This window comes from Pseudomonas sp. R37(2017), assembly GCF_002113375.1.
Lineage (GTDB): Bacteria > Pseudomonadota > Gammaproteobacteria > Pseudomonadales > Pseudomonadaceae > Aquipseudomonas.
Map to the genome: position 1 here is coordinate 352,410 of NZ_NEHO01000002.1, position 17,876 is coordinate 370,285.

Sequence of the window (17,876 nt, forward strand, 5' to 3'; positions counted from 1 at the left end):
TTAGTCCGCGCCGCGACGGTTTATTCCTGTCACCACTTGGTTCTATGATGGACTTCAATTCGGGTGCCGGGAGTCAGCGATGCCATTGCCGTCGATGAAAGAACAATTCGCTGCGTTGATCGCTGTACCGTCCGTCAGTTGCACCCAACCCAGTCTCGATCAAAGCAACCGCCCGGTGATCGATCTGTTGGCGACCTGGCTCGGCGAGCTGGGTTTTGCCTGCGAGATCCAGCAGGTCAGCCCCGGCAAGTTCAACCTGCTGGCCAGTTTCGGCTCCGGTCCCGGCGGCCTGGTGCTGGCCGGGCACAGCGACACCGTGCCGTTCGACGGTGCGCTGTGGCAAACCGACCCGCTGAAATTGACTGAAGTCGACGGTCGTTGGGTCGGCCTGGGCAGTTGCGACATGAAGGGCTTTTTCGCCCTGGCCATCGAGGCGGTCAAACCGCTGCTCGATCAGCCGTTCAAACAGCCGTTGCTGATTCTCGCCACCTGCGATGAAGAAAGCTCGATGTCCGGCGCTCGCGCGCTGGCCGAAGCGGGGCGACCGCTGGGGCGGGCGGCGGTGATCGGCGAGCCGACCGGGCTCAAGCCGATCCGCATGCACAAAGGCATCATGATGGAGCGCATCGACATTCTCGGGCAGAGTGGTCACTCATCTGACCCGCGCCTGGGCCACAGCGCTCTGGAAGCCATGCACGATGCCATCGGCGAACTGCGTGGCCTGCGCCTGTTATGGCAGCGAGAATTCCGTAATCCACAGTTTGGCGTGCCGACGCCCACGATGAATTTCGGCTGCATCCATGGCGGCGACAACCCCAATCGCATCTGCGGCCAGTGTTCGCTGGAGTTCGATCTGCGACCATTGCCCGGCATGGACCCCAAGGTCTTGCGCGCCGAGATCCTGCAGAAACTCAGGCCAGTTGCCGAGCGGCATCAGGTGACGATCGACTACGCACCGTTGTTCCCCGAAGTGCCGCCATTCGAGCAGGCCGAGGATGCCGAACTGGTACGGCTCGCCGAAAAGCTCACCGGGCACAGCGCCGAAGCAGTGGCGTTCGGCACAGAAGCGCCTTATCTTCAGCGCCTTGGCTGTGAAACGCTGGTGCTCGGCCCAGGTGATATCGCCTGCGCCCATCAGCCGGGGGAATACCTCGAAATGTCACGTTTGCAGCCTACGGTGCATCTATTAAGGCAACTGATCGAACATTACTGCCTCAAACCGGCTCAAAATTCGGTCCCCGCTGGTTGAGCGCACCCTCTGTAGGAGCGAGCATGCTCGCGATGGTCGTCAACGATGACGCTGGCCGCCTGATACCCCGCGTCGCGCTGTCGTTCATCGCGAGCGTGCTCGCTCCTACAGGATGTTTGCGTTTAAATTGCCGGTACCCAAACCCGTATTCATGAGGAGAGCGCGCGTGTCGCCAAGCCTGTTCCGACGATAACCATCAGCCCGCTGTGCGTTTTCCGTTTCGCTCTTTTTTCGGCTGCTATTTATTACAGGCCCAGGTTCATGCCCGAATACGTCAATTGGCTTCGTCACGCTTCCCCTTACATCAACGCCCACCGCGATTGCACCTTTGTCGTCATGCTGCCCGGCGACGGTGTTGAACACCCGAACTTCGGCAATATCGTCCACGACCTGGTGCTGCTGCACAGCCTGGGTGTGCGGCTGGTGCTGGTTCACGGCTCCCGGCCACAAATCGAAGCGCGTCTGGCGGCTCGTGGCCTGACTCCGCATTACCACCACGGCATGCGCATCACCGATGCCGCGACCCTGGAGTGCGTGATCGACGCGGTTGGCCAGTTGCGCATTGCCATCGAGGCTCGCCTGTCAATGGACATGGCGTCGTCGCCAATGCAGGGCTCGCGCCTGCGGGTAGCCAGCGGCAACCTGGTGACGGCGCGGCCGATCGGCGTGCTTGAGGGGGTCGACTACCACCATACCGGCGAAGTGCGCCGGGTCGATCGCAAGGGCATCAACCGTCTGCTGGACGAGCGCTCCATCGTATTGCTGTCGCCGTTGGGCTATTCGCCGACCGGGGAGATTTTCAACCTCGCTTGCGAAGACGTCGCCACCCGTGCGGCTATCGACCTGGGTGCGGACAAGCTGCTGCTGTTCGGCGCCGACCTGGGCCTGATCGACGAACACGGGCGTCTGGTGCGCGAGCTGCGTCCGCAGCAAGTGCCAGCGCATCTGCAGCGGCTGGGCAGTAACTATCAGGCGGAATTGCTGGATGCCGCAGCCGAAGCGTGCCGTGGTGGCGTGGCCCGCAGCCATATCGTCAGTTACGCCGAAGACGGTGCGCTGCTGACCGAGCTGTTCACCCGCGACGGTGGCGGCACGCTGGTGGCCCAGGAACAGTTCGAAGTGGTGCGTGAAGCGGCCATTGAAGATGTCGGTGGTTTGCTGGACTTGATCAGCCCGCTGGAAGAGCAGGGCATCCTGGTGCGCCGTTCCCGCGAGGTGCTGGAACGCGAAATCGAGCAGTTCAGTGTGGTTGAGCGCGAAGGCATGATCATCGCCTGTGCGGCGCTGTATCAGATCGCCGATTCGGACGCGGGCGAGCTGGCGTGTCTGGCGGTGAATCCGGAGTACCGCCATGGCGGTCGCGGCGATGAACTGCTGGAGCGCATCGAAACCCGCGCCCGGGCGCAGGGCTTGAAAACCTTGTTCGTCCTCACCACCCGCACCGCGCACTGGTTCCGTGAGCGTGGCTTCGAACCCAGCAGCGTCGACCGACTGCCGTCGGCGCGGGCGTCGCTGTACAACTATCAGCGGAATTCGAAGATCTTCGAAAAAGCCCTGTGATCAGGGTGCGGTCCCTGTAGGAGCGGGTGCCCGCTTGCGGCAAGCTCGCGATGAACCCAAGAACACCGAGGGGTGTCAGGCCGCCAGCATTATCGTTGGCGACTATCGCGAGCGTGCCGCAAGCGGGCACCCGCTCCTACAGGGGCGGCGGTGTTATTCGGTTACGAACTTCGCACTGACATAAGGCGAGTAATCCGGCAGCACCGTTTCAACCTTCCCTTGCTCCTTCAAGAATTTCGCCGTCTCGCCAATGGCCTTGGCCGTGCCGCCGTCCAGCAGTGCGGTGCTCTGTTGCGCCTTGGCATCCGGGAAGGCGGAACCGGCCAATAGGTCCGGTACATCGGCGGCGTTGGCACCGGTCAGTTTGGCGATTTTCTGGACGGGCACCGAGTCAACGGTCCATTGGTCCTTATGAGCGGCATAGTCGGCGAACGAGTCCAGGGTAACCCGGGCGAACTTGGCCACGACCTCCGGATGTTTCTCGGCGTAATCCTTGCGCGCCACCCAGACCTCAAAGGTTGGCGCACCCCATTGGCCCACCTGCGCAGCGTCGGTCAGGGTCGTGCCGGTCTTGCGGATTTCCCCCAGGGCGGGCGACCAGACAAACGCGCCATCAATATCGCCACGCTTCCAGGCCGCTGCGATTTCCGCTGGCTGCAGATTCACCACTTTGACTTTCGAACTGTCCAGGCCCCAGTGCTTCAGCGCGCCCAGCAGGCTGTAGTGTGAGGTTGAAACAAACGGGGTGGCGATGGTCTTTCCGATCAGATCTTGCGGTTTTTCAATGCCGCTGCCGTTACGCACCACCAGCGCTTCGGCGGCATTGATCTGGGCCGAGACGATGAACGCGACAATCGGCAGGTTGCGCGAGGCGGCAGCGGCCAGCGGACTGGAGCCGAGGTTGCCGATTTGCACATCGCCCGAGGCTATCGCCGTGACCACTTCCGGGCCGCTGTTGAATCGCCGCCAGTCGATAGGCTGGCCGATGGTTTTTTCATAAAGGCCATCGGCCTGGGGGACTTTGCTGGGGTCGATTCCGGTCTGGTAACCGACGGTGAGATTCGCCGCCTGAGCCGTGAAAGAAAATGCCAGCGATACACAAACTGTAACAATTGATCCGGATAGTGCGCGTTTGATCGTCATGGGGCCGCCTTTCGGTAAAGGATTTGTTTCCGAATTGCGTACGAAACTAATCGATCTAAAAAAGTAAAAATAAATACCGATTAGGAATTAGCTTATGGTGCAAACCCTCTATTTCGGGGTGATTGGCGGGTGGAGAGCTAAATTCCTAAACGGTATTAGAAAAGAATCGGGTGGTTCTTTTCAGGTTCATGACGAAATCATGACCCTGCAGGGACCAAAAAATCGGGGATTAGACTATGGTCGTAGACACACAAAGTTACGATTGACTTGTGAGTCACGGTCTGGCGCTAATCGCGCATCTTAGGATTTCGGGCGACGACCCGAGACCAGGAATACAAGAATTAGAATCGAGAGGAGCTACACAATGAACAAGTCCACCTTGGCTTTGGCCGTGGCCGTTGGGGTTTTGGCGCAGCAGGCAGGCGCCGCAGGTTTCCTGGAAGACAGCAAGGCTTCCATCAGCTCTCGCACCATGTATTACGACGCCGATATGCGCGAAGGTGCGAGCACTCCTGCCAACCGTCAGCGAGAAACCGCTGAGGGTCTGAAGTTCGATTATCTGTCCGGTTTTACCCAGGGTACCGTAGGTTTTGGTATCGACGCCCAGGCTCTGGTTGGTATCCACCTGGATGGTGGCAAGGGGCATCACCCAACCGGTAACAGCAACTCATTCTTCCCTAGCGATGGCAACGAGGCGGCCGACGAGTGGAGCCGTCTGGATGGCAACGTCAAGGCCCGCTTCTCGAAGACCGAAGCTCACCTGGGTGGCGCTCTGGCACCTAACCTGCCGATCCTGATCGCGAACGACAGCCGTCTGCTGCCACAAACCTTTGAAGGTGGCACTATCACCTCCAAAGAAATCGACAACGTGACCTTCAATTTGGGTCAACTGGAGCACGCGTCGGGTCGCGCCTCCTCGAACTCCACCGGCCTGTCTGTGGCTGGCGCTACTCAGGACAGCAACAAATTCCAATACGCCGGTGCTGACTGGAAGGTCACCAAAGACCTCATGCTGCAGTACTACTATGCGAACCTGGAAGACTTCTACAAGCAGAACTTCCTCGGCCTGGTGCACGTCTACCCGATCGCGGCCAATCAGTCGTTCAAGACCGATATCCGTTATTTCGACAGCAGCTCCGACGGCAAGAACGGTGATCCGGGCTTCCAGTTCAACAACAACAACGGCTTCGCCAAGGAAAAGGGCGTAGTCGATAACAAGACCTGGAGCGCCATGTTCACCTATACCCTGGGTGGCAACGCGTTCCTGCTCGGGCATCAGCGTGTCAACGATGACGGCGGCTTCGTTTTCCTGAACCAGGGCAACCTTCTCGATAGCAACGGCAATCCTGAAGGTGCCGGCGGCGCGAGCTTCTACTCGTTTACCGACGCCACAGTCGGCAGCTTTATCCGTGCCGGTGAAAACACCACGTTCGGTCAGTACTCCTATGACTTCGCCTCCCTGGGCGTGCCAGGCTTGAAAGCTTCGATTGCTTACTTGAATGGCCAGGACATCAAGGCTACCAACGGTGTTGGTAAAGACCTGAGTGAACACGAGACCGACGCGCGTATTGATTACGTGATTCAAACGGGCATGCTGAAAGGGTTTGGTACGACGCTGCGTCACGGCACCTACCGTGGCAACACCAGCACCCTCGATCAAGACCAGACCCGTCTGATCTTCAACTACACCTACAGCTTCATGTAATAGCCATATGAAAAAGCCCCGTCGGTTGGCGGGGTTTTTTTTGTGCAGAATTTTATATTCCAAAAACAAAGATTCTATTTCTTTTTTATTCTTTTTGGTTTTCCGATTCGCACTCTAAAGTGCGCCTGTCCGACACTCATCCCTGAACTCGGATTTGGCAATTTCCTCCCTCGAGAATTGATCAGGTTCAGCAGTCGGCCTTGCCGCCGATACCTCGGATCTGTCGTGGGAATGCATATTCCAATACGCTATTAAAAAACACAAAATAATTCTTATTGGATTTAAAGCTGTGTATCCTGCGGCCCGCCAAACGACCGGCTTAGACGGTTTGCCGCGAATTTATGCATTCAGGATCCCGGGCAATCGATTCGGGACCAGGAACATCAGAATTAGAAACCAGAGGAGCGAAACATGAACACGTCCACCTTGGCCATGGCTGTGGCCGTCGGGGTACTGGCCCAGCAGGCAAACGCCGCGGGTTTTATCGAAGACAGCAAGGCAACACTGGGGCTGCGCAACTTCTACATCAACACCGACTACCGTGATGGTACCGGTCCCAACAAAAACGAAGAGTGGGGCCAAGGCTTCGATTTGCGTTTCATCTCCGGTTATACCCAAGGCACCGTCGGCTTCGGTATCGATGCGATCGGTCTGTTGGGCGTCAAACTGGACTCGGGCGGCGGTACCAACGGCGCCACGGCGACCTCTTACGGCGGCACGGTTTTCCCGAGCAAATCCAACGGCGAGGCGGTTGATGAATTCTCCAGCCTGGGCCTGACCGCCAAAGCCAAGGTTTCCCAGACCGAACTGAAACTGGGCACCCTGCAGCCGAAAAATCCGGTGATCGTGACCAACGATGGTCGTCTGCTGCCGCAAACCTGGCAGGGTGGCCAGATCACGTCCGCAGAGATCAAGGACCTGTCGCTGGTCGGTGGCCAGATCGAAGCCGTCAAAGGCCGTAACTCCAGCAACAACGAGCAGATGTCGATTTCGGGTGCTAACACTCGCGGCACCAAGTTTCGCGACAGCAACAAGTTCATCTATGCCGGTGGCGACTACAAGATCACCAAGGACCTGACGGCCCAGTACTACTACGGCAACCTGCAGGAATTCTACAAGCAACATTTCCTGGGCCTGGTGCACAACTGGGCCATCGGCCCGGGCGTGTTGAAGTCGGATTTCCGTTATTTCAACAGCTCTGATGATGGTGCCAACGGCCACGACCCGCTGTACTTCACCACTGGCAACTACAACGCGCCAAACGGTAAGGGCAAGGTCGACAACAACCTGTACAGCGGCCTGTTCCTGTACACAGTTGCCGGTCACACCTTCGGCGCTGGTTACCAGGTCAGCAACGGCAGCAGTGACTTCCCTTGGTTGAACCAGGGCGACGGCTCGTCGAACTACACCATCACCGATTCGCAAATCCAGAAGTTCGCCCGTGCTGGCGAACGTACCTGGCAGGCACGTTACGCATATAACTTCGCCGGGGTCGGCGTACCTGGCCTGACAGCGGGTCTGGTGTATCTGCATGGCGACAACATCGACACCGTTAACGCTAAAGGTGGCGTGGCAGCCAATGGTGCTTCCGAGTGGGAGCGCGATCTGAGCGTGGCTTACGTGATTCAGGACGGTCCGCTGAAAAACCTGGGCCTGGCGTGGAAAAACGCTACCTGGCGCACCGACCTGCCGAACACCCGTTCGCAGGATGAAAACCGCCTGATCCTCAGCTACTCGATCCCGCTGTTGTAATAGCGCTCGCGTAACCGAGACAAAAAAAGCCCCGCCCGGTATTGCACCGGGCGGGGCTTTTACATGTTCAAGACGGGTTCACCCCCGTAATCCCGCCCTGAAGTTCCCTCTTTTCAGCAACTCAAGGCCTTCTCGAACCTCGTGGTCGATGTTCGGCGGCTTGTGCGCGCGCGTCCAGTGAACAGATCTTTAATATTTCCTAATGATCTAAATAAATCGATATTTATTCTTTTTAATAGATAAAAAACACAGGCACAGTTGAACCCATCAAGCACTCACAAGGAGCAGCACCATGGGTCTCAGGCTTGGCGATATCGCCCCCGATTTTGAACAGAACTCCAGCGCCGGCATCATCCGTTTCCATCAGTGGCTGGGCGAAAGCTGGGGCGTGCTGTTCTCGCATCCGGCGGATTTCACCCCGGTATGCACCACCGAACTGGGTTTCACCGCCAGGCTCAAGGATGAATTCGCAGCGCGCGGCGTCAAGGCTATCGCACTGTCCGTGGACCCTGTCGAGTCGCACCACAAGTGGATCGAGGACATCAACGAAACCCAGGCCACCGTGGTCAACTTTCCAATCCTGGATGATGCCGACCGCAAGGTCTCGGACCTCTACGACCTGATCCACCCCAACGCCAACGACACCTTGACCGTGCGCTCGCTGTTTGTGATCGACCCGAACAAAAAGGTCCGGCTGACGATTACCTACCCGGCGAGTACCGGCCGCAACTTCAATGAAATCCTGAGGGTGATCGACTCGCTGCAACTCACCGACAACTACAAGGTGGCCACGCCGGCCAACTGGCAGGACGGTGATGAAGTGGTGATCGTGCCGTCGCTCAAGGATGAGGATGAAATCAAACAACGCTTTCCCAAGGGCTATCGGGCGGTCAAGCCTTACTTGCGCCTGACGCCGCAGCCGAACCGGTAAGTCATCAAGTTGTTTGGTGTGGCTGATGCAGCCATCGCGAGCATGCTCGCTCCTACAGCGGTACGCGATCTACTGTAGGAGCGAGCCCGCTCGCGATGGCAGTTGCCCAGGCGCCACATCCTTCGGGATTTGTACCCACAAAGCAGGGGATTTTCAGGCCGTTTCGACGGCCTGTTTTTTTGCCCGGAAGAAACAGGGTTTATATTTCTTTAATGCATAACCAAATGAATAAATATGATTTATGGATATATTAATCAGCTGTTAAGGTCACTCCATCGAAGCGAGATCGCAACCCGCGAATCGCCAGCACTGAGCAAGGAATAGCCTGAATGTTGGTTGTCTCACTCGGTGGCAGTCCCAGCCAGCGCTCTCGTTCAGGGGTGTTGCTGGATCGCTCCCGGCAATGGTTACAAGAGCAGGGCGTGGAAGTAGTGAGTTATCAGGTACGGGACTTCCCGGCCGAAGACTTGCTGCACGCACGCTTCGACAGCCCCAGGGTGATCGACCTGCTGCAACAGATTGAAAACGCCGATGGCCTGCTGATCGCCACACCGGTTTACAAGGCATCGTTTTCCGGCGCACTGAAAGTCGTGCTGGACCTGCTGCCCGAGCGTGCCTTGAGCCACAAGGTGGTTCTGCCGATGGCCACGGGTGGCAGCATCGCCCACATGTTGGTGGTGGATTACGCGCTCAAACCGGTGCTGTCGGCATTGAAGGCCCAGGAAATGTTGCAGGGGATTTTCGCCGTCGACAGCCAGATCGCTTACGGCGAAGGCAGCGCCCTGGCGCAATTGGTGCCAGAGCTGGAGCAACGTTTGTTTGAAGCGCTGGAGCAGTTTTTCAGCGCCATGGCGCGACGGCCAAAGCCGCTTGATCCGAACCTGTTGAATGATCGTTTGTTGAGTGCTCGCTGGAGCATTTGAGCCTCACCGAAAAATTGAAGTACTGGCCTTACTCGCCCGCCAACGGGCAAGCAGGTGCAGCCAAAACCCAACTGCAAAAAGGAGAGCGCCATGCGCCCTGTCATTTTGCGTCGTGGTCTGGTCGCTCTGTTTGCTGCGGCCGCCTTCGGCGTTATTACTCAAGCTCAGGCGCTTTCTACCCAGGAAGGCGTACTCCGAATCGGCTATCAGAAATACGGCACCCTGGTGCTGCTCAAAGCCAAGGGCACCCTGGAAAAACGCCTCGCCGCCCAAGGCGTTGACGTGCAATGGACGGAATTCCCCGGTGGCCCGCAATTGCTTGAAGGCCTGAATGTCGGCTCGATCGACTTCGGTGTTACGGGTGAGACGCCGCCCGTGTTCGCTCAAGCGGCCGGCGCAGATTTGCTCTACGTCGCCTATGAACCACCAGCGCCGCACAGTGAGGCGATCCTGGTGCCGAAGGACTCGGCAATCAAGTCGGTGGCAGAGCTCAAGGGCAAGAAAGTCGTGCTCAACAAGGGCTCCAACGTGCACTACCTGCTGGTGCGTGCCCTGGAAGACGCCGGCCTCAAATACACCGACATCCAGACTGTATTCCTGCCGCCGGCCGATGCCCGCGCTGCGTTCGAGCGTGGCAGCGTTGACGCCTGGGTGATCTGGGACCCCTACCAGGCCGCCGCCGAACAGCAACTGCAAGCGCGCACCCTGCGTGATGGTCAGGGCATCGTCGACAACCATCAGTTCTACCTGGCGACCAAGCCTTATGCGCAGAAAAATCCCGAGGTGATCAAGACCCTGGTGGAAGAAGTGCGCGCAGTCGGTGAATGGTCCAAGGCCAACCCGCAAGACGTGACCCAACAGGTTTCGCCGCTGCTCGGCTTGCCGACGGATATCACCCTGACTTCGGTGAAACGCCAGGGCTACGGCGCGTTGTTCCTCACCCCGGAAGTGGTCGCCGCACAGCAGAAGATTGCCGACAGCTTCTACCAGCTCAAGCTGATTCCCAAGCCGTTGAGCATCAAGGATGTGATCTGGACGCCGCCTGCGGTCGTTGCCCAAAGCTCGGTCACCAAAGCCCAATAATTCGATACCCCAAGGAGACCACTCCATGAGCCTCAATATCTTCTGGTTCCTGCCAACCCACGGCGACGGCCATTATCTTGGCACCGCCGAAGGCGCCCGCGCCGTCGATCACGGTTATCTGCAACAAGTCGCACAGGCAGCGGATCGCCTGGGGTTCGGCGGGGTACTGATCCCTACTGGCCGTTCGTGCGAAGACTCGTGGCTGGTGGCGGCATCGCTGATTCCGGTGACCCAGCGCTTGAAGTTCCTTGTCGCCCTGCGCCCCGGGATCATTTCCCCGACGGTGGCAGCGCGTCAGGCCGCGACCCTGGATCGACTATCCGGCGGGCGTGCGTTGTTCAACCTGGTGACCGGCGGTGATCCGGAAGAATTGGCCGGGGATGGTCTGTTCCTCAGCCACGAGGAGCGCTACCAGGCTTCGGTGGAGTTCACCCGCATCTGGCGCCGTGTACTGGAAGGCGAAACCGTCGATTACGAGGGTCGGCACATCAGCGTGAAGGGTGCGAAGTTGCTCTATCCGCCGATCCAGCAGCCGCGTCCGCCGCTGTACTTCGGTGGCTCCTCGGAAGCGGCACAAGACCTGGCGGCCGAGCAGGTGGAGATGGTTTTGACCTGGGGCGAACCACCGGCCGCCGTCGCGGAAAAAATCCAACAGGTCCGCGCCAAAGCCGCCAGGCTCGGCCGTACCGTACGCTTCGGCATTCGCCTGCATGTGATCGTGCGTGAAACCAACGAAGAAGCGTGGAAAGCCGCGGATCGGCTGATTTCGCATCTGGACAACGACACCATCGCCCGTGCCCAGGCCTCGCTGGCGCGTTTCGATTCGGTGGGTCAGCAACGCATGGCCGCCTTGCATGGCGGCAGCCGCGACAACCTGGAAGTCAGCCCGAACCTCTGGGCCGGTGTCGGTCTGGTGCGCGGTGGTGCCGGTACGGCGCTGGTGGGCGATGGTCCGACGGTAGCCGCTCGCGTGAAGGAGTACGCGGACCTGGGCATCGACACCTTCATTTTCTCCGGTTATCCACACCTGGAGGAGTCCTATCGCGTCGCTGAGCTGCTGTTCCCACACCTTGATGTCGAGCGTCCCGAGTTGCCGAAAAGTGCCGGCTACGTCAGCCCGTTCGGCGAGATGGTGGCCAACGACATTCTGCCCAAAGCCGCGTCCCAGAGCTGAGGCGCGGTCATGAAGAAAATCATCCACAGTCTGGCGCCCTGGGCGTTGCCGGTGTTGTTGCTGGCGGTGTGGCAGTTGAGTGTGTCGGCGGGCTGGTTGTCGACGCGGATCCTGCCGGCACCGATCGCCGTGATCGAAGCCGGCGTCAGCCTGGTGTGCAGCGGCGAAATCTGGACGCACCTGGCCATCAGCGGCTGGCGTGCCGCGCTGGGCTTCACCATTGGCGGCGGCATCGGTTTGACCCTGGGCTTCATCACCGGCCTGTCGAAGTGGGGTGAGCGCCTGCTCGACAGTTCGGTGCAGATGATCCGCAACGTGCCGCACCTGGCGCTGATTCCACTGGTGATCCTGTGGTTCGGTATCGACGAGTCGGCGAAGATTTTCCTGGTGGCGCTGGGCACTTTGTTCCCGATCTACCTCAACACCTATCACGGCATTCGCAACGTCGACCCGGCCCTGGTGGAGATGTCGCGCAGTTATGGCTTGTCCGGTTTCAGCCTGTTCTGGCAGGTGATCCTGCCGGGAGCGCTGCCTTCGATTCTGGTCGGTGTGCGCTTTGCCCTGGGTTTCATGTGGCTGACGTTGATCGTCGCGGAAACCATTTCCGCGAGCTCCGGCATCGGCTATCTGGCCATGAATGCCCGGGAGTTTTTGCAGACTGACGTGGTGGTGCTGGCGATTCTGCTGTACGCGGTGCTCGGCAAGCTGGCCGACCTCGCGGCCCGTGGGCTTGAGCGTGTGTGGCTGCGCTGGCACCCGGCGTATCAGGTTGCCAAGGGAGGTGCGGCATGATCGCGGAACAACCTCCACGCCTGCTGCGCGGGATTCCGCTGGCGGTGCGCAAACTGCAAAAGACCTTTGGCGCGCGGCAGGTACTGCGCGAGATCGACCTGCACATTCCGGCGGGCCAGTTTGTCGCCGTGGTGGGGCGCAGTGGTTGCGGCAAAAGTACCTTGCTGCGGTTGCTCGCCGGCCTCGACCGGCCCACGGGCGGTGAATTGCTCGCCGGTGCCGCGCCATTGAGTGACGCGCGAGAGGACACGCGGCTGATGTTCCAGGAAGCGCGTTTGCTGCCCTGGAAAAAGATCATCGACAACGTCGGTCTGGGCCTCAAGGGCAACTGGCGGCCGCAAGCGCTTGAAGCGTTGGACGCTGTGGGTCTGGCCGATCGCGCCAATGAATGGCCGGCGGCGCTGTCCGGTGGACAGAAACAGCGCGTGGCCTTGGCCCGTGCGTTGATTCATCAGCCGCGCCTGCTGTTGCTCGACGAACCCTTGGGGGCTTTGGATGCCCTGACCCGAATCGAAATGCAGCAACTGATCGAACGGCTCTGGCAGCAACACGGTTTCACGGTGTTGCTGGTGACCCACGACGTCAGCGAAGCGGTGACGATTGCCGATCGGGTGATCCTGATCGAAGACGGTGAAGTCGGCCTCGACCTGCACGTTGAACTGCCGCGCCCTCGGGTGCGCGGTTCCCATCGGCTGGCAGCGCTGGAAACCGAAGTGCTCAACCGCGTGCTGGCGCTGCCCGGCCAGCCGCCGGAGCCGGAACCTGTTTCACCCTTGCCCACGCAGTTGCGTTGGGCTCAGTAAAGCAGCTGCGAGCTTCTAGCTTCAAGCTGCAAGAAGAAGCAGGTCGCTTTTACTTGCAGCTTGAAGCTTGCCACTTGCAGCTCATTTCGACGTTAGGAGAAATAAATATGACTATCAAGGCCATCAACGTTCGCAACCAGTTCAAAGGCTCCATCAAGGAAATCGTCCTCGGCGACGTGCTGTCGGAAATCGACGTGCAGACCGCGTCCGGCATCGTCACTTCGGTGATCACTACGCGCTCGGTGAAAGAGCTGGAACTGGCGGTCGGCAGTGAAGTGATCGCGTTTGTGAAATCCACCGAGGTGTCGATCGCCAAGCTGTAAGCCCCATGTGTAAACAACAACCCCGAAGGGATGGAGCCCCTTCGGGGTTTTTTCATGTGTGCTGGCTTGGGATAAGTGGAGCGGGCTTGCTCGCGAAGAGGCCGGTGGGCGCGCTAGAGCTTGCGCTTGGGCAAATACGGCGGCAAATACAACCCCACATAAGCATCGAACACCCGCATCCCTTCCTCTGCCATGCGCGGCGTAATCTGTCCGTGCTGCTGCACCGAGCGCGCATACACCCGATCGCCCAGCTCCATCGCCAGGGCGAACACATCGACATCACTCGGCAATGTCGGCAGTTCGAAGTGATGGTCGAACAGCTTGTGCATCAGGTCGCCCAGTTCGATGTCGTGCTGACGGTCGGCCTGGGTCACTTCGGTCAGGCCGTGCTGGGCCAGGATGAGTTGGCGGGCGGCAGCGTCTTCTGCGTAGATGTCCAGCATGCGTTGTTCCACCAGTCGCGACAGATCGCGCCAGCCATTCAAGGCATGGTGATCGATGGGAGCTTGCAGGCAGGCGCGGAACGCGGCGTGGATGTCGGCGGTCAAGGCCTCCAGTAACGCCGGTACGCTGGCGAAGAAATGGTAGACCGAGGAGGGTGGAATCTCCGCGCGCTCGGCGACGCTGTAGATCGACAGGCTGGCCACGCCCTCGGCCGCCAGCAACGTGCGGGCCGCATCGAGTATTGAATCGATTCTGGCCTGGCTGCGGGCGCGGGGTTTGCGGGGGCTGGCTACGCGTGTCATTGGAGTCTCCTGCGGGGCAGGGGGCATTGTACGCAGAGCGCGAGGATGATCCATACCCTGTGGCGAGGGGGCTTGCCCCCGTTGGAGGGCGAAGCACTCCCAAACCCGGTAATCGCGGTATGTCTGATGCAAATGAGGGTGCATTTTTTGGGGCTGCTGTGCAGCCCAGCGGGGGCAAGCCCCCTCGCCACAGGGAGCGGTGTTGGCCATAAAAAAAACGCCGCAGGCGTCAGCAGCCTGCGGCGTTTTTTAATGCAACCGCTTAAACGGTATGCAGGTACCAGTTGTACTCGAGGTCGGAGATGGAGTGTTCGAACTCCTCCAGCTCGCTCTCTTTACAGGCCACGAAGATATCGATGTATTTCGGATCGATGTACTTGGCCATGACTTCGCTGTCGTCCAGCTCGCGCAGGGCATCGCGCAGATTGTTCGGCAGGCTCTGCTCGTTTTGCTCGTAGCTGTTGCCTTCAGTCGGGGCTGGTGGCTCGATCTTGTTGGTCAGGCCGTGGTGCACGCCCGCCAGCACCGAAGCCATCAGCAGGTACGGGTTGGCGTCGGCACCGGCTACGCGGTGTTCCAGGCGCACGGCGTCGGCGGCACCGGTTGGCACGCGCAGGGCCACGGTGCGGTTGTCCAGGCCCCAGCTTGGCGAGTTCGGCACATAGAACTGTGCACCGAAACGACGGTACGAGTTGACGTTCGGGCAGAGGAAGGCCATCTGTGCCGGTAGGGTCTCGAGCACACCGCCGATCGCGTGACGCAGTGCGGCGTTCTGCTCGGGATCCTCGCTGGCGAAGATGTTCTTGCCGTCTTTGTCGAGAATCGAGATGTGGACGTGCAGACCATTACCCGCCTGGCCCGGGTAAGGCTTGGCCATGAAGGTGGTGTCCATTTCATGGTCGTAGGCGATGTTCTTGATCAGGCGCTTGAGCAGGACCGCGTAGTCGCAGGCCTTGATCGGGTCGGCCACGTGGTGCAGGTTCACTTCGAACTGCGCCGGAGCACTTTCCTTGACGATGGCATCGGCCGGGATGCCTTGCTCTTTGGCACCTTCCAGAATGTCCTGGAGGCAGTCGACGTATTCGTCGAGATCGTCGATCAGGTAGACCTGAGTCGAATGCGGACGTTTGCCGGAAACCGGCGAGCGAGGAGGTTGCGGACGACCGTTAACGTTCTCCTGGTCGATCAGGTAGAACTCCAGTTCGAACGCGGCGCAGATGGTCAGGCCCATTTCGTCGAACTTGCGCACCACGTTGGCCAGCACTTCACGCGGGTCGGCGAAGAATGGCTCGCCTTCGAGTTCGTGCATGGTCATCAGCAGTTGCGCGGTCGGGCGCTTCTGCCATGGCTCGTTGCACAGGGTATCGGGAATTGGATAGCAGATTCGGTCAGCATCACCGATGTCCAGGCCCAGGCCGGTGCTTTCCACCGTGGAGCCGTTGATATCCAGAGCAAATAGGGAGGCCGGCAGGTTGATGCCTTTCTCGTAAACCTTGTGGAGGCTGGTGCGTTCGATGCGCTTGCCGCGCACCACACCATTCATATCCGCAATCAGAAGGTCGACGTACAGAACCTCAGGATGTTCCTTAAGGAACGCGTTCGCTTCGTTAAGCTGAACGGCACGCGGGGGTACCGACATGATGCAACACCTTTGTTGTTAAAAATATCAATCATTGATCTTTTCTGGTTTCAGTCAACCCGAACGGCATGCCGAAGTCAAGTGAGGCCTTTTTTGCCCTAAAAAAGCGCTCGCTGGGCTTTTTTGTGGTGCTTTGGGGCGTTTTTTTTCCGCTGGACATGTTGGTGACCGCGGGTTTGAGCGGGCCGTGTTGTATTTTTTACGGGGGTGTTGTGTAAAAAAATGAACAAGGCTAAGCTCGAATCAAACCCATAACAGCAATAATACCGGGGTGCTTCATGTCTCGCCTGCCGATAATCGGCATCACCGACTGCTCAAGACAGGTCGGTCGGCCTGTTTATCACATCAGTGGTGACACGACCGTTCGCTCCGTGGCTTCAGCGGTTGCGATGATCCTTCCGTCCCTGACGGTTCGACCGTCCCCGTCCGATATTCTGGACGGTCGCGATGGCACCCCCATTACGGTTACTCCATTCAATATAGAACCGATTCACAATAGCGGCCTGACCATCGTTCAGGGCACCGCTCGCGATTCTGCACGCCCGGCCTCTGCAGCAGTGTTGGCAAACACGATAATCTGCCGCGCAAACGCTCTACAACGCGACGCCGATGCGTCAAACAACGCCTGACCTTGAAAGGGTCGGACAACTCAAGCCTAGAGGCATTTATGAGTAACAACCTCGACCAGCTCACCGATTGGTTGAAAAACCACAAGATCACAGAAGTCGAATGCATGATCGCCGACTTGACCGGGATTACCCGGGGCAAGATTTCGCCGACCAACAAATTCATCGCCGAAAAAGGCATGCGTCTGCCAGAAAGCGTGCTGTTGCAGACCGTGACCGGCGATTACGTCGAAGACGACATCTATTACGAACTGCTCGACCCGGCCGACATCGACATGATCTGCCGCCCCGACCAGAGCGCGGTGTACATGGTGCCCTGGGCCATCGAGCCGACCGCGATCGTCATCCACGATACCTACGACAAGCAAGGCAACCCGATCGAGCTGTCGCCGCGCAACGTGCTCAAGAAAGTCCTGAAACTCTATGCCGACAAAGGCTGGCAGCCGATCGTGGCGCCGGAAATGGAGTTCTACCTGACCAAGCGCAGCGACGACCCGGACTACCCGCTGCAACCGCCGATCGGTCGCTCCGGTCGTCCGGAAATCGGTCGCCAATCGTTCTCCATCGAGGCGGCAAACGAATTCGATCCGCTGTTCGAAGATGTATACGACTGGTGTGAGCTGCAAGACCTGGACCTCGATACGCTGATCCACGAGGACGGCACCGCGCAGATGGAAATCAACTTCCGTCACGGCGACGCCTTGTCCCTGGCCGACCAGATCCTGGTGTTCAAGCGCACCATGCGCGAAGCCGCGCTCAAGCACGACGTGGCCGCGACCTTCATGGCCAAGCCGATGACCGGCGAGCCGGGCAGTGCCATGCACTTGCACCAGAGCATCATCGACATCGAGACCGGCAAGAACATCTTCTCCAACGACGACGGGACCATGAGCCAGTTGTTCCTGCACCACATCGGTGGCTTGCAGAAACTCATTCCCGAGCTGTTGCCGCTGTTCGCCCCGAACGTGAACTCGTTCCGCCGCTTCCTGCCGGACACTTCGGCACCGGTGAACGTGGAGTGGGGCGAAGAGAACCGCACCGTGGGCCTGCGGGTGCCGGATGCGGGGCCGCAGAACCGCCGGGTGGAAAACCGCCTGCCGGGTGCCGACGCCAACCCGTACCTGGCGATTGCCGCGAGCCTGCTCTGCGGTTACATCGGCATGGTCGAAGGCCTCAACCCGAGCGCGCCGGTGGTGGGACGTGGCTATGAGCGCCGCAACCTGCGCCTGCCGCTGACCATCGAAGATGCGCTGGAACGCATGGAAAACAGCGCGACCATCGAGCGTTACCTGGGCAAGAATTTCATCACTGGCTACGTCGCGGTCAAGCGGGCCGAGCATGAAAACTTCAAGCGCGTCATCAGTTCGTGGGAAAGGGAATTCCTGCTCTTTGCCGTCTGATACGCCGGGCGCCGCCGCTGTCTGGCG

15 protein-coding genes are annotated in these 17,876 nt (G+C 59.3%); 12 read left to right on the top strand and 3 right to left on the bottom strand.

Annotated elements, in window-relative coordinates:
* The first annotated feature begins 79 nt into the window (after positions 1-79).
* Together argE and argA are read left to right on the top strand one after the other, a co-directional pair.
* Entirely contained in the window at positions 80-1,249 is a 1,170-nt protein-coding gene (gene argE / locus CAG47_RS04785; RefSeq protein WP_085723783.1) for an acetylornithine deacetylase, read from the top strand.
* 261 nt (positions 1,250-1,510) lie between these two features.
* Positions 1,511-2,809 carry an amino-acid N-acetyltransferase gene (argA, locus tag CAG47_RS04790; protein ID WP_007978929.1) on the top strand — a complete coding sequence of 433 codons (1,299 nt, stop codon included), beginning with the start codon at positions 1,511-1,513 and terminating at the stop codon, positions 2,807-2,809.
* Positions 2,810-2,962: 153 nt separating this feature from the next.
* Here argA and tauA read toward each other — a convergent pair whose 3' ends face one another.
* Positions 2,963-3,946: a taurine ABC transporter substrate-binding protein gene (tauA, locus tag CAG47_RS04795; protein ID WP_371917176.1), complete on the bottom strand. Its 984-nt coding sequence runs from the start codon at positions 3,944-3,946 to the stop codon at positions 2,963-2,965.
* Positions 3,947-4,316: 370 nt separating this feature from the next.
* On the opposite strand from tauA, the gene CAG47_RS04805 reads away from it, so the two are divergent.
* The 9 genes from CAG47_RS04805 (at position 4,317) to CAG47_RS04845 (ending at position 13,438) form a co-directional block, all read left to right on the top strand.
* Complete coding sequence (locus CAG47_RS04805; RefSeq protein ID WP_085723786.1) at positions 4,317-5,657, top strand: OprD family outer membrane porin; 1,341 nt, start codon at positions 4,317-4,319, stop codon at positions 5,655-5,657.
* 411 nt (positions 5,658-6,068) lie between these two features.
* On the top strand, positions 6,069-7,409 hold the full coding sequence (locus CAG47_RS04810; protein ID WP_085723787.1) for an OprD family porin: 1,341 nt from the start codon (positions 6,069-6,071) through the stop codon (positions 7,407-7,409).
* Positions 7,410-7,701: 292 nt separating this feature from the next.
* Entirely contained in the window at positions 7,702-8,340 is a 639-nt protein-coding gene (locus tag CAG47_RS04815) for a peroxiredoxin (RefSeq protein WP_085723788.1), read from the top strand.
* Between the two features lie 329 nt (positions 8,341-8,669).
* Positions 8,670-9,263 (top strand): NADPH-dependent FMN reductase, encoded by a 594-nt coding sequence (ssuE, locus tag CAG47_RS04820; RefSeq protein WP_085723789.1) that lies wholly within the window; start codon positions 8,670-8,672, stop codon positions 9,261-9,263.
* Positions 9,264-9,353: 90 nt separating this feature from the next.
* Positions 9,354-10,346, top strand: coding sequence for a sulfonate ABC transporter substrate-binding protein (locus CAG47_RS04825; RefSeq protein ID WP_085723790.1), 993 nt, complete (start codon positions 9,354-9,356; stop codon positions 10,344-10,346).
* Between the two features lie 25 nt (positions 10,347-10,371).
* Positions 10,372-11,520: an FMNH2-dependent alkanesulfonate monooxygenase gene (gene ssuD, locus CAG47_RS04830; protein WP_085723791.1), complete on the top strand. Its 1,149-nt coding sequence runs from the start codon at positions 10,372-10,374 to the stop codon at positions 11,518-11,520.
* A gap of 9 nt (positions 11,521-11,529) precedes the next feature.
* Complete coding sequence (gene ssuC, locus CAG47_RS04835; RefSeq protein WP_085723792.1) at positions 11,530-12,312, top strand: aliphatic sulfonate ABC transporter permease SsuC; 783 nt, start codon at positions 11,530-11,532, stop codon at positions 12,310-12,312.
* Positions 12,309-13,115, top strand: coding sequence for an aliphatic sulfonates ABC transporter ATP-binding protein (gene ssuB, locus CAG47_RS04840; protein WP_085723793.1), 807 nt, complete (start codon positions 12,309-12,311; stop codon positions 13,113-13,115). The genes ssuC and ssuB overlap by 4 nt, the downstream gene beginning before the upstream one ends.
* A gap of 107 nt (positions 13,116-13,222) precedes the next feature.
* A complete protein-coding gene (locus CAG47_RS04845) occupies positions 13,223-13,438 on the top strand; it encodes a molybdopterin-binding protein (RefSeq protein ID WP_007967989.1) in 216 nt (71 codons plus the stop codon).
* A gap of 113 nt (positions 13,439-13,551) precedes the next feature.
* Here the strand turns inward: CAG47_RS04845 and CAG47_RS04850 are convergent, their stop codons facing one another.
* Positions 13,552-14,184, bottom strand: coding sequence for a TetR/AcrR family transcriptional regulator (locus tag CAG47_RS04850; RefSeq protein WP_085723794.1), 633 nt, complete (start codon positions 14,182-14,184; stop codon positions 13,552-13,554).
* Positions 14,185-14,446: 262 nt separating this feature from the next.
* A complete protein-coding gene (locus CAG47_RS04855; RefSeq protein WP_085723795.1) occupies positions 14,447-15,823 on the bottom strand; it encodes a glutamine synthetase family protein in 1,377 nt (458 codons plus the stop codon).
* Positions 15,824-16,490: 667 nt separating this feature from the next.
* On the opposite strand from CAG47_RS04855, the gene CAG47_RS04865 reads away from it, so the two are divergent.
* Positions 16,491-17,849, top strand: a complete 1,359-nt coding sequence (locus CAG47_RS04865) for a glutamine synthetase family protein (RefSeq protein ID WP_085716309.1) — start codon at positions 16,491-16,493, stop codon at positions 17,847-17,849.
* Positions 17,850-17,876 lie beyond the last annotated feature (27 nt).

What these genes read in the sequence shown, in the direction of transcription:
- CAG47_RS04850 (WP_085723794.1), bottom strand. Translation starts at nt 14,184, where the DNA reads ATGACACGCGTAGCCAGCCCCCGCAAACCCCGCGCCCGCAGCCAGGCC.
- CAG47_RS04815 (WP_085723788.1), top strand. Translation starts at nt 7,702, where the DNA reads ATGGGTCTCAGGCTTGGCGATATCGCCCCCGATTTTGAACAGAACTCC.
- ssuE (WP_085723789.1), top strand. Translation starts at nt 8,670, where the DNA reads ATGTTGGTTGTCTCACTCGGTGGCAGTCCCAGCCAGCGCTCTCGTTCA.
- CAG47_RS04810 (WP_085723787.1), top strand. Translation starts at nt 6,069, where the DNA reads ATGAACACGTCCACCTTGGCCATGGCTGTGGCCGTCGGGGTACTGGCC.
- argE (WP_085723783.1), top strand. Translation starts at nt 80, where the DNA reads ATGCCATTGCCGTCGATGAAAGAACAATTCGCTGCGTTGATCGCTGTA.
- ssuC (WP_085723792.1), top strand. Translation starts at nt 11,530, where the DNA reads ATGAAGAAAATCATCCACAGTCTGGCGCCCTGGGCGTTGCCGGTGTTG.
- CAG47_RS04805 (WP_085723786.1), top strand. Translation starts at nt 4,317, where the DNA reads ATGAACAAGTCCACCTTGGCTTTGGCCGTGGCCGTTGGGGTTTTGGCG.
- CAG47_RS04865 (WP_085716309.1), top strand. Translation starts at nt 16,491, where the DNA reads ATGAGTAACAACCTCGACCAGCTCACCGATTGGTTGAAAAACCACAAG.
- CAG47_RS04855 (WP_085723795.1), bottom strand. Translation starts at nt 15,823, where the DNA reads ATGTCGGTACCCCCGCGTGCCGTTCAGCTTAACGAAGCGAACGCGTTC.
- ssuB (WP_085723793.1), top strand. Translation starts at nt 12,309, where the DNA reads ATGATCGCGGAACAACCTCCACGCCTGCTGCGCGGGATTCCGCTGGCG.
- ssuD (WP_085723791.1), top strand. Translation starts at nt 10,372, where the DNA reads ATGAGCCTCAATATCTTCTGGTTCCTGCCAACCCACGGCGACGGCCAT.
- CAG47_RS04825 (WP_085723790.1), top strand. Translation starts at nt 9,354, where the DNA reads ATGCGCCCTGTCATTTTGCGTCGTGGTCTGGTCGCTCTGTTTGCTGCG.
- CAG47_RS04845 (WP_007967989.1), top strand. Translation starts at nt 13,223, where the DNA reads ATGACTATCAAGGCCATCAACGTTCGCAACCAGTTCAAAGGCTCCATC.
- argA (WP_007978929.1), top strand. Translation starts at nt 1,511, where the DNA reads ATGCCCGAATACGTCAATTGGCTTCGTCACGCTTCCCCTTACATCAAC.